At 40.2% G+C, this 16,943-nt stretch carries 13 protein-coding genes and 1 other annotated feature; of the genes, 12 read left to right on the top strand and 1 reads right to left on the bottom strand.

Annotated elements, in window-relative coordinates:
* The first annotated feature begins 1 nt into the window (after position 1).
* From nasC to COJ96_RS15050, 6 genes are all read left to right on the top strand, one after another.
* Positions 2-2,149 (top strand): assimilatory nitrate reductase catalytic subunit NasC, encoded by a 2,148-nt coding sequence (gene nasC / locus COJ96_RS15075; RefSeq protein WP_098574636.1) that lies wholly within the window; start codon positions 2-4, stop codon positions 2,147-2,149.
* Between the two features lie 94 nt (positions 2,150-2,243).
* Positions 2,244-4,658, top strand: a complete 2,415-nt coding sequence (nirB, locus tag COJ96_RS15070) for a nitrite reductase large subunit NirB (protein WP_098574635.1) — start codon at positions 2,244-2,246, stop codon at positions 4,656-4,658.
* Between the two features lie 29 nt (positions 4,659-4,687).
* Positions 4,688-5,011 carry a nitrite reductase small subunit NirD gene (gene nirD / locus COJ96_RS15065; RefSeq protein ID WP_098574634.1) on the top strand — a complete coding sequence of 108 codons (324 nt, stop codon included), beginning with the start codon at positions 4,688-4,690 and terminating at the stop codon, positions 5,009-5,011.
* Between the two features lie 25 nt (positions 5,012-5,036).
* A complete protein-coding gene (cobA, locus tag COJ96_RS15060) occupies positions 5,037-5,813 on the top strand; it encodes a uroporphyrinogen-III C-methyltransferase (RefSeq protein WP_098574633.1) in 777 nt (258 codons plus the stop codon).
* Positions 5,814-6,042: 229 nt separating this feature from the next.
* Positions 6,043-7,284, top strand: a complete 1,242-nt coding sequence (locus COJ96_RS15055; RefSeq protein ID WP_098574632.1) for an ATP-binding protein — start codon at positions 6,043-6,045, stop codon at positions 7,282-7,284.
* 78 nt (positions 7,285-7,362) lie between these two features.
* Entirely contained in the window at positions 7,363-8,691 is a 1,329-nt protein-coding gene (locus tag COJ96_RS15050; RefSeq protein WP_098574631.1) for an MDR family MFS transporter, read from the top strand.
* Positions 8,692-8,754: 63 nt separating this feature from the next.
* Here the strand turns inward: COJ96_RS15050 and COJ96_RS15045 are convergent, their stop codons facing one another.
* Positions 8,755-9,267, bottom strand: a complete 513-nt coding sequence (locus COJ96_RS15045) for a gamma carbonic anhydrase family protein (RefSeq protein ID WP_098574630.1) — start codon at positions 9,265-9,267, stop codon at positions 8,755-8,757.
* Positions 9,268-9,574: 307 nt separating this feature from the next.
* On the opposite strand from COJ96_RS15045, the gene pruA reads away from it, so the two are divergent.
* From pruA to COJ96_RS15015, 6 genes are all read left to right on the top strand, one after another.
* A complete protein-coding gene (gene pruA, locus COJ96_RS15040; protein WP_098574629.1) occupies positions 9,575-11,119 on the top strand; it encodes an L-glutamate gamma-semialdehyde dehydrogenase in 1,545 nt (514 codons plus the stop codon).
* 71 nt (positions 11,120-11,190) lie between these two features.
* Positions 11,191-12,396 (top strand): ornithine--oxo-acid transaminase, encoded by a 1,206-nt coding sequence (locus COJ96_RS15035; protein ID WP_098574628.1) that lies wholly within the window; start codon positions 11,191-11,193, stop codon positions 12,394-12,396.
* A gap of 76 nt (positions 12,397-12,472) precedes the next feature.
* A complete protein-coding gene (locus COJ96_RS15030; RefSeq protein ID WP_098574756.1) occupies positions 12,473-13,738 on the top strand; it encodes a Glu/Leu/Phe/Val family dehydrogenase in 1,266 nt (421 codons plus the stop codon).
* 89 nt (positions 13,739-13,827) lie between these two features.
* Positions 13,828-14,082 carry a biotin/lipoyl attachment domain-containing protein gene (locus COJ96_RS15025; protein WP_098574627.1) on the top strand — a complete coding sequence of 85 codons (255 nt, stop codon included), beginning with the start codon at positions 13,828-13,830 and terminating at the stop codon, positions 14,080-14,082.
* A 201-nt stretch (positions 14,083-14,283) separates the two neighbouring features.
* Positions 14,284-14,528: a binding site (T-box leader), on the top strand.
* Between the two features lie 90 nt (positions 14,529-14,618).
* Entirely contained in the window at positions 14,619-15,884 is a 1,266-nt protein-coding gene (gene ilvA, locus COJ96_RS15020) for a threonine ammonia-lyase IlvA (protein WP_098574626.1), read from the top strand.
* 260 nt (positions 15,885-16,144) lie between these two features.
* The gene (locus tag COJ96_RS15015; RefSeq protein ID WP_098574625.1) at positions 16,145-16,864 is read left to right on the top strand and encodes a YebC/PmpR family DNA-binding transcriptional regulator; all 720 of its coding nucleotides are present in this window, start codon (positions 16,145-16,147) and stop codon (positions 16,862-16,864) included.
* Positions 16,865-16,943: the final 79 nt, after the last annotated feature.

Genomic DNA, 16,943 nt, shown 5'->3' with positions numbered 1-16,943 from the left:
CTTGACAGAAGCGCTATTAAAGTATTTTCGTACAAAGGAACAAGAAGTGAAATCAGAAAAAAGATACGACTCTCAATGTCCTTACTGTAGTATGCAATGTAAAATGCAATTGATTGAACAATCGATTGTGTCGAGAAAAAAATATATAACCATCGGAAAAGACAATCCAACATCGGAGGGGCGTTTATGTGTAAAGGGTATGAACGCCCATCAACACGCTTTCCATAAAGAGCGTTTAAAATACCCATTGGTAAAAATCAATGGAGAATTTGTCCGAGTGTCCTGGAAGGAAGCTCTGAATCATATTAAAGAAAACTTTATGAAGATTCAGGAGGAATCTGGTCAAAATGCCTTAGCGGTGTATGGCAGTGCGTCAATCACAAATGAAGAGGCTTATTTATTAGGGAAATTTGCCCGCGTGGCCTTAAAAACAAAATACATCGATTATAATGGCCGACTATGTATGTCTGCGGCTGCTTCGGCTGCGAACCAAACCTTTGGGTTGGACCGAGGCTTCACGAATAGCTTGGCAGAAATTCCATACACTCGTTGTATCATTTTAGCAGGGACGAATATTGCTGAATGTCAGCCGACGATTATGCCCAATTTTGAAAGAGCAAAAGAAAATGGCGCCTATATCATCGCTATTGACCCGCGTGAAACTGCCACGACGAAACTAGCAGACTTGCATTTAAAACCTAGACCAGGTACGGATGCCGTATTAGCAAATGGGCTATTGAAAGTGATGATTGAGGAAAATTATGTGGATGAAAAGTTTATTCAAGAACGTGTGAACGGGTTTGAAGAGGTTAGAAAGTATGTATTATCCCTCAGTATGAAGGAAATTGAAGAGATTACCGGGGTACCCATCCACCTTATTCGCAAAGCGGCCGTTAGGTTTGGCAGTGAAGAATCGGGAATGATTTTTACAGCAAGAGGGGTGGAGCAGCATACGAACGGGTCAAAAACTGTTCGTAATTTCCTGAACATTCTGGTTTCCACAGGGAAAATCGGTAAACCGAATTGTGGCTATGGGGCGATTACGGGACAGGGAAATGGACAGGGGGCAAGGGAACATGGACAAAAAGCCGACCAGCTTCCTGGATATCGGTCAATTGAGAATGATGAACATCGAAACTATGTGGCCAGCATTTGGGGGATTGATCCAGATGATTTACCCCGTAAAGGAGTTTCAGCCTATGAAATGATGGAGAAAATCCATGAAGGGGAAATTAAAGGTTTGTTTCTTATGTGTTCCAACCCGATTGTTTCCAATCCCAATGCCAACTTCGTCAAGGAGGCTATGAAAAAATTAACCTTCTTTGTAGCCGTTGATCTGTTCATTTCAGAAACTGCTAGATTAGCAGATGTCATACTCCCGGCCTCTTCCTATCTGGAAGATGAAGGAACGATGACAAATGTGGAGGGACGGGTAACATTACGGGAAGCAAGCTTGCCGTGTCCAGGCGAAGCGAAACATGATTGGCAAATTATCTGCGAACTTGCCCGTGTGCTTGGGAAAGAAGAGTATTTTTCCTTTTCTTCTGCTGAAGAAATATTTACTGAATTAAGAATGGCAAGCCGTGGAGGGACTGCGGATTATTTTGGAATAACATATGAGCGTTTAAGAAAAGAGGGCGGACTATTATGGCCCTGCCTAGAAACAAACCATATTGGGACGAAACGGTTGTTTGAAACCTCTTTTGCTCACCCGGATGGAAAGGCGGCGATGGTGGTTGTTCCGAACATTGCAGAGATTCCGAAAGAACAATTATGTGAAGAGTTTCCGCTCTATTTAACAACAGGAAGAGTCATGTCACATTACTTAACAGGTGTGCAAACAAGAAAAAGTCCAGCGCTAGCGGCAAGAAACATCGAACCATTTATGGAAATCCACCCGGCAACCGCAGCAAAATTTCAGATCCAAGACCAATCATTGGTGAAAATTGAATCACGAAGGGGAAGTGTTATGGTTAGAAGCAAATGGTCGGAAACGATCCGTCACGATACCATATTTGTACCTTTTCACTGGGCAGACTCGCAAAATATCAATCTCCTTGTTTCGAAAGAATTGGACCCTGAATGCAAAATGCCTGGATTTAAAGTCAGTGCTGTTAAGGTGAGCCCAGTAGTTGATTTCCTTACTTAAAAAATTTTTATGTTAGGAGACCTTACATGATAAGTTAATTTTAAAATGGTCTGTGATATAGTTTAGGAAACTTACAAACGGGAGGAAAACTAACATGGAAAAGAAAAAGTTGGTTCTTGTTGGAAATGGCATGGCTGGTGTCAAAACGATTGAGGAGATTATTAAACTATCAAGCGAATCATTTGAGATCACTATTTTCGGAAGCGAGCCTCATCCGAATTACAATAGAATCTTACTTTCAAAAGTATTACAAGGAGATACAAATGTAGAAGATATAACACTTAATGATTGGGATTGGTACCGAGAAAACAATATTCAATTATTCACAAGTGAAACAGTGATCAAGGTCGATTCGAAGCGTAAAGTCGTTATTACTGACTTAGGGAGAATGGAGCCGTATGATCAATTGATTATTGCGTCGGGATCTCTTCCGTTTATCTTACCGATTCCGGGAGCTGAAAAGGAAGGGGTAACAGCTTTTCGGGATATTAAGGACACAGATGTCATGCTTGAAACTTCGAAAAAGTATAAAAAGGCTGCAGTAATTGGCGGAGGTTTACTCGGGCTTGAAGCAGCAAGAGGTCTTTTAAATCTAGGTATGGATGTTTCGGTCATTCATCTCGCCCCATATTTGATGGAGCGCCAATTAGATCCGCAAGCAGGGAAGTTGCTGCAAACTGAATTAGAAAAACAGGGAATGAAATTTTTATTAGAAAAACAAACCCAAGAAATCTTTGGTGACGAACGTGTCGAAGGTCTAAGGTTTAGCGATGGAACGTCGGTTGATGCTGACTTAGTTGTCATGGCTGTTGGCATCAAGCCAAATACGGAATTAGCCAAGGTAAGCGGACTAGCTGTCAATCGAGGTATTGTCGTCAACGACTATATGCAAACGAGTATTCCTGATGTTTATTCTGTAGGGGAATGTGCAGAGCACAACGGAACAGTATACGGTCTAGTCGCCCCTTTATATGATCAAGGAAGAGTATTAGCAAAACATATCTGCGGGTTAGAAACCAAAGGTTATCATGGATCTGTTTTATCCACACAGTTGAAGGTCTCTGGGGTAGAAGTGTTTTCAGCTGGAGACTTTATCGAAGGCGAAGGAAAGGAAGCCATCAAGGTTTTTGATGGTAATGACAGGATTTATAAGAAGATTGTGATCCAAGACAATAAAATTGTTGGTGCCGTGCTGTTTGGTGATAGCAGTGATGGAAATCGTCTCTTTTCGATGATTCAAAAGGAAGCGGATGTTTCTTCAACCACGAAGGTATCACTTTTACAACCGCTAAATGATGATTTTGGAGGTAGTTTAGTAGCTTCCATGAGTAACGAGGAAATAATTTGTGGCTGTAATGGTGTTTCTAAAGGAGCGATTATTGAGGCGATTCAGAATCAAGGATGTTCATCTGTTGATGAAATTAAAGCTTGTACAAGTGCTTCCCGGTCTTGCGGCGGATGTAAACCGCTTGTCGCGGAAGTATTACAGCATACACTTGGTTCGGAGTTCGACGGCTCTATCCAGAAAGAAGCGATTTGCAGCTGTACTGATTTATCTAGAGATGAAGTGGTGGAAGAAATTAAAATAAAAGGGTTGACCCATATCAAGGAAGTCATGAATGTCCTTGGTTGGAGTTCTGATGAAGGCTGCTCAAAATGCCGGCCGGCTCTGAATTACTACTTAGGGATGGTCCATCCAATCAATTATCAGGATGAAAAAGAATCCCGGTTTGTTAATGAACGGATGCATGCGAATATTCAAAAGGATGGAACCTATTCAGTTGTACCACGAATGTATGGCGGTGTAACAAACGCCCAAGACCTGCGCCGAATTGCTGATGTGGTTGAAAAATACGATATTCCGTTAGTAAAACTAACCGGCGGACAGCGAATCGACTTGCTTGGAGTAAAAAAGGAAGACTTACCAAAAGTGTGGTCAGATTTGGATATGCCATCAGGGTTCGCCTATGGGAAATCACTGCGTACGGTGAAAACCTGTGTTGGAGAGCAGTTCTGCCGTTTTGGGACCCAAGATTCCATGGGACTTGGAATCGACCTCGAAAAGAAATTTGAAGGACTTCAAACACCGCATAAGGTGAAAATGGCCGTTTCCGCTTGTCCGAGAAGCTGTGCGGAGTCTGGGTTTAAAGATATTGGTTTTATTGGAATTGACGGCGGCTGGGAGCTATATGTTGGTGGAAATGGCGGGACCCACGTACGCGGGGGAGACCTATTATATAAAGTAAAAACATCAGAAGAGGCCATGGAAATCACTGGTGCGTACCTTCAATATTACCGTGAAACAGCTAATTACTTGGAACGTACTTCGGCTTGGATTGAACGTGTTGGGTTAACACATGTACGATCCGTTCTAGATGATAAAACAAAGCGTCAAGAATTAAATAAACGGATGGAAGATGCCTTATCGGTAATTAAGGATCCTTGGAAAACTATTAATGAGGATGAAACAGTAAGAAAAGAATTGTTTGAGAGCGTAGTAATGTCTTAAAACTTACAGCTAAAGGGGGAAATCATCCAATGATTAAGAAAAACGTAGAAGTGGTGTCAATCGGATCTGTAAAGGACCTGCCAGAACGATTAGGGAAAACTGTTATTGTCGGGGAAAAGGAAGTGGCAGTATTCAAATTATTAAACGGAACCATTCGTGCCGTAGAAAATCGCTGTCCGCACAAAGGCGGGGTTCTGAGCGAAGGCTTGGTAAGCGGAGAATTTGTATTCTGTCCGATGCATGATTGGAAAATATGTTTGGATAATGGAAGAGTACAAGAGCCGGATTCCGGCTGTGTGAAAACCTATCAAACGAAAATAGTTGGGGAAGAAGTGTTTCTCCTCATTGAATAATTCACAAAAAGGAGGTCAGGTTCATATGACCGATAAAAAGGGAAAAGTTTATATTGTTGGAGCCGGGCCTGGCGATCCTGATTTAATCACGATTAAAGCAATGAAATGCCTAGAGCAGGCTGATGTTATTTTATATGATCGATTAGTCAACCCGGTGTTACTAAGTTACGGTAAGGCTGATCCTGAGTTGATTTATTGCGGGAAGGAGCCCGGGAACCATTGTGTTTCCCAGGACTCCATCCATGAGATATTACTAGAAAAAGCCAAGGCTTGCAAAACGGTCGTTCGTTTAAAAGGAGGCGATCCGTATATTTTTGGCCGCGGTGGTGAAGAAGCCGAAGTATTAATGCAAAATGGAATCGAATTTGAAGTGGTTCCAGGGATCACATCTGGCATTGCTGCTTCAGCTTATGCGGGAATACCAGTCACTCACCGTGATTTGAGCCGATCCTTTGCTATGGTTACAGGTCATTGTTTGAACGGTCAACCCAATAATATACGCTGGGAACATCTCGCCCACGGCGTTGATACTTTGGCTATTTATATGGGTGTCAAGCATCTTCCATTTATCTGTGACCAATTACTAGCCTGCGGGAAGGATTCGTCTACACCGATTGCTGTTATTGAACAAGGGACAACAGGGAACCAACGAACAGTTGTTGGTACACTAGAGACAATCGTTGAAGTAGTAACAGAGAAACGAATGACCAATCCAGCCATGATTGTAATCGGAGAAGTGGTGAAACTATCGGATAAACTATCGTGGTTTCCTGAAAAGGTTAAAGACGAGATACTTTTATAAGGGATTTTGGAGTTTATAATGAATATTATAGACTCTTTTTTTTGCCTATAAATCTGACAATCTAGAAATAAGTGCAAAATTTTTTATTGGTAATCAATTATTTCCATTGAATTTAGGTAGATTTTTTTGCTATTTCTCTCCATAATAATATTTATTGATTTTAATAGAGGAATAAATCAAATTATGTCGAATTGCATAAGTAAATATACCTAAATAAGAGGGCTGAACCATGAATAAATCCGGTCAAATTATCCTGGTGATGATTTCGATTCTTTTTACCAGCTACCAAAAGATTTTCGATCATCTACCTTTTTTCTCGATTGACTTTTTTCTGTTTACCCTAATTGCCTGGGTGGTGGGATGGCAATATGATAAGGCACGCTACTATGAAAAAAAGGCTCGAGCGAGTGAAGAAAGCTATAAGAAATTGATCGATTCATTGCCTGCACCTGTCTATGTTACGCGGAATCATAAATTAGTATATGTAAATAAAGCAGCACTTAGCATGATTGGTGCTGGGAACCTTGAAGATTTGACGGGGAAGTCCATTATGGATTTTATTGCTCCTGAATATCGAAGCCGGATGCTTGAACGATTTAAACAAATAAAGAAAGAAAAGCAGCCTGTTCACACCATTGATTACAAAGCCAAGCGATTGGATGGATCCACTTTTTTATTTGAAGTATCTTCTTTATTGATCGTTTTTGGTGGGAAAGAAGCCATCTTGTCCATTGGGAAGGACATAACTGAAAAAAGTGAAGAAACTGAACGCCTCATTCAAAAGTCTGAAAAATTAGCGCTGTTAGGTCAAATGGCAGCGGGAATAGCCCATGAAATACGAAATCCTCTCACCTCGATCAAAGGTTTTATTCAACTGTTAAAAACCAGCACCCAGAAAGAGGAATATTTTGAGATATTGTTATCTGAACTCGACCGAATCAATGAAATCGTCGGGGAATTTCTGGTCCTGGCCAAACCTTCTGCAGCCGTCTATAAGACACAAGATATTAGAATCCTCTTAAAGGATGTCATCACCTTAATAAACAACCAATCACTTTTGAATAATATTCAAATCAATATAGATTTTGATCATGATTTGCCGTTGATCAGCTGTGAGGAAAATCAATTAAAGCAAGTGTTTTTAAATCTACTTAAAAACGCGATGGAAGCTATGCCTACGGGTGGATCTATCCATGTGGCCGTAAAAGAAAAAGAAGAGGGGAAAATATCGATTCAGATTATCGATCAAGGGATCGGTATCCCGCAAGAACGGATTTCTACTCTTGGAGAACCATTTTATACAACTAAGGAAAAAGGAACGGGTCTCGGCTTAATGACCTGTTACAAAATAATCGAAGGTCATAATGGGACGCTAAATATTTATAGTAAAATGAATGAGGGAACAACAATTGAAATCATTTTACCAACGATTACTCAGCCGTTATTGAAGATGGAAGTGAGCCATTCTTAGTGAATGGCTTGTTCTATGTAGATGAAAAAATGATAAACTATCCTATAGATAGTCGATTAATTGGTTTTGGAGGAAGTTATGAAAAAGAATATGTATGTATTTTGGGGTCTAGTCATCACGACGTTAATTTCAGCACTAGATGCTAATATTATGCAAACAGCCAGTCCGACCATTGTCAAACAACTTGGTGGCATGGAGTTATTTGCATGGATATTTGTTGTTTATATGTTAGCTAGCACTGTTACTGTGCCGTTATACGGTAAATTATCGGATATGTATGGCCGGAAAAACCTGTTAATGTTTTCCGTGGGCTTATTTACACTAGGTTCCATTCTTTGTGGGATGGCGAATTCCATGGTCACGCTGATTATATTTAGGGGAATTCAAGGTTTAGGTGCAGGTGGGATGATTCCACTTTCCATGATCATCGTAGGTGATTTGTTTACGATTGAACGTCGCGGGAAAATTCAAGCGGTTTTTAGCAGTATTTGGGCCATCTCATCTATTGTTGGTCCCATACTAGGATCTTTCTTTGTGGAAGCATTAACATGGAGATGGATATTCTTTATAAATATTCCCATCGGTATTGCCAGCGTGCTTTGTTTGCTGCCCTATAAAGAACAGATGGAATTTAAGAAAACACATATTGACTATAAAGGTTTCTTCTTATTCGGGATTTCTATTACGCTATTATTGTTATCTACTAATATAGAACACTCTATCTGGTTATTGATTCTAGGAGTCATTGGTTTAATTGTCTTTGTTTTAGTAGAACGAAAAGAATCCCATCCGTTCCTGCCTGTTTCATTATTTAGGAACAAGGGAATTCTGATGACGAACCTTTTCATGTTAGTTTATTGTTTGGCCTTTTTTGGAACATCTAACTTTATTCCTTTGTACCTGCAAGAAGGCAGTCACATGAGTATTTATAAAAGCGGGCTCATCCTGCTAAGTATTGCCGTTGGCTGGACTTTCGGAAGCACCCCTGCGGGAAAGTGGATCCTTCGCTTTGGGTATAAGCTCCTTTTTATTATTGGAAGCCTCATCACAACAGTTTCAGGCTTAGCATTATATTTGTTCATCACAGATATATCTTATGTTAGCTTGTTTATCATCTTAACAATCCAGGGTGTTGCTTTTGGTTTGTTGTTTGCAGTAGGAACAATTGCATCCCAAGAATTTGCTGAAGCCCACATCAAAGGGATGTCCACCTCATTGCAAATGTTTTTAAAAAATATCGGAACTTCCATCGGAGTTACTGTTATGGGACTGATCATCAATCAAGCTGTAAACATCCATGTTGGAATGAAAAATTTATTTCTATATGCACTGATATTAAGCCTAATTAATATTGTAATAAGTTTCTTTATCCCTGCAAAAACAACCTCTTCAAGTAAGAGTACCTAACCTATATGTTTGATAAACTGCCCTTATGAATCCTTCATGAGGGCAGTTTTTTTCACTATTAATCTATTTAAGAATTTCCTTAAATTCTTTCCCCTTCTGGACATAGTGATCGCTAGACATCTGCAGCAGGTCCAGGTCCTTTTGGGTTATTTCTCTGACCACTTTACCAGGAGACCCCAACACTAGGGAACGAGGAGGAATTTTAACTCCGCCAGCTAACAGTGTATTGGCCCCAATAATACAATCTTCACCAATCTCAACATTATCTAAAAGCGTCGAACCCATTCCAATAATGCATCGCTTCCCAACCTTACAGCCATGCAGAATAACATTATGGCCAATTGTCACGTCATCTGCAATTTCGACCGGGAACCCTTCGAACAAATGAATTGTTGAATTATCTTGAATGCTGCACCGTTCACCGATGATAATTGGTCCATCATCCCCGCGTAGAACCGCGTTAAACCAAACGGATGAACCCTTTCCAATTCTTACATCACCAATTAAATAGGCACCGGGTGCTACAAATACTGAGTCATGGACATCAGGGGAAATACCTTTGTAAGGGATAATCAAATCAATCTCTCCTTTTAACTATCAGAATTATCTTTCTATTAATCTAAATATACCATGAAAAAATGTCCTAGAAGGGTTTTTATTATCAATTCGAATCTATTTTCGTTAAAATTGAATTTTTTGCATCTATTTTTAATAATAGAATCTGCAAAATGCCAAAAAATTTTGCGTATGCTGATTAATTATTTATTTTGCGCAAAATCTATTTGCACCAAATCCAATGAAAACCCTTTATATATGCAAAATACAAGTTGGCACGTAACTTGCATATATAATTGATGTAGCAAACGACAAGGGGGAACAACCATTGAAAACATATTCACATGAACCATTTACAAACTTTGAAGATGAAAAAAATAAACAAGCCTTCCAAGAGGCACTGGCCTTTGTACAAACACAGCTTGGCAAGGATTACCCAGTTGTTATCGGTGGAGAACAGATTACAACTGAGGAAAAAATTATTTCTATTAATCCAGCAAATAAAGAAGAAATTATTGGTCGAGTGTCGATGGCAGACCAAGAACTAGCAGAAAAGGCGATGCATGCCGCATTAACCACATTTGAAACGTGGAAAAAGTGGAGACCAGAACATCGTGCCAACATTTTATTCAAAGCAGCCGCCATTTTGCGCCGCAGGAAACATGAGTTTTCAGCTTATCTAGTGAAAGAAGCCGGAAAACCATGGAAGGAAGCGGATGCAGATACAGCCGAGGCGATCGACTTTATCGAGTATTATGGCCGTCAAATGCTTCAATTAAAAGAAGGTTCACCGGTAAATAGTCGAAATGGGGAATTCAACCAGTACAACTATATCCCACTAGGTGTAGGAATTATTATTTCACCTTTCAACTTCCCATTAGCGATTATGGCAGGAACAACCATTGCAGCAATTGTTTCGGGTAATACAGTTCTTCTTAAGCCAGCCAACTCAACACCAGTAGTTGCCGCAAAATTCGTTGAGTTAATGGAGGAAGCAGGTCTTCCAAAAGGAGTGTTAAACTTTGTGCCAGGTAGCGGTGCGCAAATTGGTGATTACCTTGTTGATCATCCAAAAACACGCTTTGTATCCTTTACAGGTTCACGTGAAGTAGGCTGCCGTATTAATGAACGGGCCGCGAAGGTTCATCCAGGTCAAAAATGGATCAAACGTGTGATAGCTGAAATGGGTGGTAAGGACACAGTGGTTGTTGATAATGATGCTGATTTAGATTTAGCTGCTTCAAGCATTGTTTATTCCGCTTTCGGTTTTTCAGGACAAAAATGTTCGGCAGGTTCTCGTGCAGTCATTCATCAGGATGTGTATGACGTCGTGCTTGAGAAAGTTGTGGCACAAACAAGAACACTTACGCTTGGAAATCCTGAAGAGGCCACTACTTATATGGGACCTGTTATTGATGAAAAATCGTTCAAAAAAATCATGAATTATATGGAAGTAGGCAAGCAAGAAGGCCGACTTATGACGGGCGGCGAAGGTGATGATTCTAAAGGGTACTTCATCCAGCCGACAATCTTCGCTGATTTAGATGAAAACGCACGCCTTATGCAAGAAGAAATTTTCGGACCAGTTCTTGGTATGTGTAAAGCCCGTGACTTTGACCATATGATGACCATTGCTAATAATACGGACTATGGTTTAACGGGTGCATTGATTTCAAATAATCGCGAACATATTGAACGCGCACGCGAAGAATTCCATGTCGGAAACCTATATTTTAACCGCACTTGTACAGGTGCGATTGTTGGATACCAACCGTTTGGCGGTTTCAATATGTCTGGAACAGATTCGAAAGCAGGCGGTCCAGAATATTTACTGCTTCATATGCAAGCGAAAACAACATCTGAAACACTTTAATCACTACATCATTGATCCCTCGGGTGGTTTAGGAACTCAACCTACCCGAGGTAAATAGAGGAGGAACTATCATGACAGTCTCAGAAACTACTAAAACGAATCAAATTATTGAACAAACACATAAATTCGGTGCAAATAACTATCATCCACTGCCAATCGTCATTGCGAAGGCGGAGGGTGTTTGGGTGGAAAGTCCAGAAGGAAACCGTTACATGGATATGCTAAGTGCCTATTCAGCAGTGAACCAAGGACATCGTCATCCAAAAATCATTCAAGCATTGAAAGACCAAGCAGATAAGGTCACACTTACTTCTCGTGCTTTTCATAATGATCAACTCGGACCATGGTACGAAAAAATTTGTCAATTAACCAATAAGAATATGGCCCTCCCAATGAATACGGGTGCAGAAGCGGTTGAAACGGCACTTAAAGCAGCCCGTCGCTGGGGTTATGATGTAAAAGGCATCGCTGAAAACCAAGCAGAAATAATTGCCTGTGTAGGAAATTTCCATGGCCGGACGATGGGTGCTGTTTCCTTATCATCAGACCCGGAATATAAGCGCGGCTTTGGGCCAATGCTGCCTGGAATCAATTTAATTCCTTATGGTGATCTTGAAGCATTGAAAGCCGCCATCACACCAAACACAGCTGCATTTTTAATTGAACCAATTCAAGGTGAAGCCGGGATTATCTTACCGCCAGAAGGCTTTTTGAAAGCGGCATCAGATTTATGTAAGGAAAACAAGGTATTGTTCATTGCGGATGAAATTCAAGTGGGCTTAGCGCGGACAGGTAAAATGTTTGCCTGCGATTGGGAAGACGTAAATCCTGATATGTTGATCTTAGGTAAAGCATTAGGCGGCGGGGTATTCCCAATTTCCTGTGTCGTGGCAAATTCTGATGTATTAGGTGTATTTAATCCAGGGTCCCACGGGTCAACGTTTGGAGGAAATCCATTAGCATGTGCCGTGTCACTCGCTGCTTTGGAAGTGATTGAGGATGAAAGACTAGCAGAACGCTCGCTAGAATTAGGCAAATACTTCTTTGAAAAATTACAGTCCATTACCAATCCAAAAATTAAATCGGTAAGAGGCAAAGGGTTATTTATCGGGGTTGAACTTACAGAAGCCGCAAGACCATACTGTGAGCAATTAAAAGAAGCAGGTTTATTATGTAAAGAAACCCATGACACAGTGATTCGTTTCGCACCACCACTTACCATTACAACAGAAGAAATCGATTGGGCCTTTGAAAAAATCAAAACGGTTTTAAGCTAATTTTAAAATATATAAATCTAATAATCTACTATACGACGGGGTGTCAGGCATGTCAGTGAAACCAATGGTAACTGAAATGGAAAAACAACAACAAGAAGAACAAGAATCCTTAAATCTATTTAATTCAACACAAACGATCATCCAACAAGCTTTATCTAAATTAGGCTATAACAACGAAATGTATGAATTATTAAAAGAACCAATTCGTTTATTAACTGTCCGCATACCAGTAAAAATGGATGATGGTTCTGTCAAAATATTTACAGGCTATCGTTCTCAGCATAATGATGCGGTTGGTCCAACAAAAGGCGGTGTCCGTTTTCATCCGGAAGTGGATGAGGAAGAAGTAAAAGCGTTGTCCATATGGATGAGCTTAAAGTGCGGAATTACTAATCTTCCGTATGGCGGCGGGAAAGGCGGGATCATCTGTGATCCTCGCAACATGTCTTTTAGAGAGCTTGAAAGCTTAAGCCGCGGCTATGTCCGGGCGATTAGCCAAATTGTTGGCCCATCGAAAGACATACCTGCACCCGATGTTTATACCAATTCACAAATCATGGCATGGATGATGGATGAATACAGCCGTTTACGTGAATTCGATTCACCAGGATTTATTACTGGGAAACCAATCGTCCTCGGCGGATCACAAGGTCGTGAAACAGCCACTGCACGCGGCGTAACGATTTGTATTGAAGAAGCATTGAAGAAAATTGGTAAGGAACTTCAAGGAGCGCGCGTTGTCATTCAAGGCTTTGGGAATGCCGGAAGTTACTTGGCAAAGTTTATGCATGATTCTGGGGCGAAGGTAGTTGCCGTTTCCGATGTATATGGTGGTATTTACGATCCAAACGGACTAGATATTAATTACTTACTGGACCGAAGAGATAGTTTCGGTACCTTCTCAAAGCTCTTCAAAAACACAATCACCAATCAAGAACTACTAGAATTAGATTGTGATATTCTGGTTCCGGCAGCCATTTCAAACCAAATCACTGCCAAAAATGCGGCCAATATTAAAGCACCTATTGTTGTCGAAGCAGCAAATGGACCAACAACACTTGAAGCAACAAGAATTCTTACTGAACGTGGAGTCATTCTTGTACCAGATATACTTGCAAGTGCAGGCGGAGTAACTGTCTCTTATTTTGAATGGGTGCAAAATAATCAAGGATATTATTGGACCGAAGAAGAAGTAGATGAAAAGCTTATAAAAGTAATGGTTGATTCTTTTGAAAATATCTATCAAACAGCTAAAACACATCAAGTAGATATGCGATTAGCAGCATATATGGTTGGTATCAGAAAAGTTGCTGAAGCGTCTCGTTTCAGAGGATGGGTATAAAAGAAATTATAAGACGAATCGCCCAACGTTTGGACCGAGAAATCTTGATCTGTTCAATGACTGTAAGAAACTAAAAAGGAGTGAAGAAATTGTCAGTAACGGAAGAAGCTATCTTCAGTCCATGTTCTGGTACTGTAGAAACTGTTTTTACCGAGGAAAATAATCATGTATATGAGTGGGAGAAATTGTTTTTAATAAGAACCCAGAACGGTAGAATGGAAGAGGTTTCAATCGGGATAAGCGGGCATATCACCTCTTTACCTGTCAAAGAGGGTCAAGAAGTAAACACTCAAACCGTCCTAGCAACCATCCAAGATGATTTGATAATTACAGGATCTGAATAAAGTACTTCATTTCTATTAAAAAACTCTTTTCGTCATTCGAAAAGAGTTTTTTATATTTTTGCTGTCGACTTAAAATAAGGTAATAACAGTGTTAAAAGTGGCTTGAACAGATGTAAGCGCTTTATAATTAACAAAATAATTAAAATAGTCAAAATATATTGACAGGTTATTTTTTCAGTGGTAACCTTATAAAAAATTGAAGAAGAATCAATGATGAGAAGAGTAGGGTAAGTCCTTGTTCCACAGAGAGTCGACAGTTGCTGAAAGTCGATGTCAGGACGTATTCGAAGATCATCTCGGAGATGTGTAGCTGAAACAATGGAGTAAGCTAGACCGGAATGTCCGCCGTTACAATGGAACGCGTACCAGAGTGGTACGTTGATCGAGAGCTGTAGTGTTGGTTGCTGCAGAAGTAGGGTGGTATCGCGAGTTCACTCGTCCCTATATTATGGGGGCGAGTTTTTTGTGTTTAAAAATAGAATTTGAACTTATTAATTTTACTTGATGGATGCAAAAAATTAGGAGGGAAAAGGAATATGAGTCAACAAGTTGATAAGAAAGTGTTTAATGTGGAGGATATTATTATTGCCAGCCATAACATTAAGGATGAAATTGCACCAACTCCCCTGCAATACAATCACTTGTTATCAGAACGATATGGCTGCCATGTCTACTTAAAACGAGAGGATTTACAAAGCGTTCGTTCCTTTAAAATCCGCGGTGCATATAATCGGATTAAAAAACTAAATGAGGATGAGCTAAAAAATGGAATTATCTGTGCAAGTGCAGGGAATCATGCGCAGGGGGTTGCTTATTCCTGTCATCTCTTAAATATCCATGGGAAAATCTTTATGCCAAGTACCACACCAAAACAAAAGGTAAACCAAGTGAAATTTTGGGGCAAGGAAGATGTTGAGATTGTTTTGATTGGAGATACTTTTGACGATGCCTATGAAAAAGCAATGGAATGCAGTCAATTAGAAAATCGGACCTTTATCCATCCTTTTGATGATCCCGACGTGATTGCCGGACAAGGGACAGTGGCCGTGGAATTGCTCAATGATTGCCCGGAGAAAATTGATTACCTTTTTGGTGCCATTGGCGGTGGAGGGCTAATGTCAGGAGTCGGTACATACCTTAGACACTATTCTCCACAAACTTTATTAATTGGGGTTGAACCACAAGGCGCACCTGGCATGAAGGAATCCTTTTTAAAAGGGGAAGTAACCTCATTAAAAGAAATCGATCCATTCGTGGACGGGGCAGCGGTAAAGACAGTAGGTACGTTAACTTATAATATTTGTAAGGAGATCGTTGACGATATTCTTGTCGTTCCTGAAGGTAAGGTATGTACAACACTCTTATCCTTATACAATGAAAATGCCATCGTTGTGGAACCGACTGGAGCACTTTCAGTGGCGGCCTTGGATATGTATGCTGAGGAAATTAAAGGCAAGACGGTGGTCTGTATCGTCAGTGGCGGAAACAACGATATTGGCCGAATGCAGGAAATTAAAGAGCGTTCAAAAATCTACGAAGGATTGCAGCATTATTTCATCGTCAATTTCCCGCAGCGTCCAGGTGCCTTACGTGAGTTTCTGCTTGATGTTCTTGGTCCAAACGACGATATTAGCCATTTTGAATATACGAAGAAGAATAATCGTGAAACGGGCCCAGCATTAGTGGGAATTGAGTTGAAGGATAAAGGAGATTATTCGCCGTTGATTGAACGCATTAAAGCAAAAGGATTTTTATATCGTGAAGTCAATAAGGACAGTACTCTGTTTCAAATGTTGGTATAGTTCCATACTTTTTGGAGAGGTCGGACGTGACGGTTCGACCTCTTTTTGGCGTTAAAATGGGACTCAAATCAACTTCTTACACTATTTTGCTTAATAGACTCTTAACAAATGATGCAATTAAGGTATAATATTATTTGTCAATGATAGAAACATCAATAAATTATGAACTCCTAATTATTATTTTGTACTTTGCTGTTGATACAGCTTAGTCCATAATACTAATTTTGTGTAGATTCAAAAGTGGAAAGAGAGTGTTCAGAATGGGACGTAAGTGGAACAATATTAAAGAAAAGAAAGCTTCAAAAGATGCAAATACTAGCCGTATTTACGCTAAATTTGGAGTGGAAATTTATGTTGCAGCAAGACGAGGCGAACCTAATCCTGAATCCAATCAGGCTTTAAAATTCGTGCTCGAGCGTGCAAAAACATATAATGTACCAAGACACATTATTGACCGTGCGATTGAAAAAGCAAAAGGCGGATCAGAGGAAAGCTACTCTGAACTTCGTTATGAAGGATTCGGACCAAATGGATCAATGGTTATCGTTGATGCTCTAACAAATAACGTAAATCGTACCGCATCAGATGTACGTGCGGCATTTGGTAAGAACGGCGGGAACATGGGCGTAAGCGGCTCTGTAGCTTATATGTTCGATGCAACGGCGGTTATCGGTGTGGAAGGTAAAAACGAGGAAGATGTGCTTGAATTACTAATGGAAGCGGATGTCGATGTACGAGACATTATTGAAGAAGAGGATTCTGTGATTGTCTACGCTGATCCAGAACAGTTCCATGCGGTTCAAGAAGCCTTTAAAAATGCAGGAATTACTGACTTTACCGTTGCAGAACTAACAATGCTTGCGCAAAATGAAGTAACACTCCCTGAAGACGCACAAGCTAAATTCGAGAAAATGATTGATGTATTAGAGGACCTAGAAGACGTTCAACAAGTGTATCACAATGTTGACTTAGGTGAATAAGCATTAAAGCAGACCTGTACAATTATCAAGATCTAGTGTTCAAATAAAATATAAAGATGTCACATATTACGCCTATAAA

This window comes from Bacillus sp. AFS073361 (assembly GCF_002567005.1).
Classification (GTDB): Bacteria; Bacillota; Bacilli; order Bacillales; family Cytobacillaceae; genus Neobacillus.
Note: the sequence above shows the minus strand (reverse complement) of the source record. Positions and strands in the feature narration are given on the sequence as shown.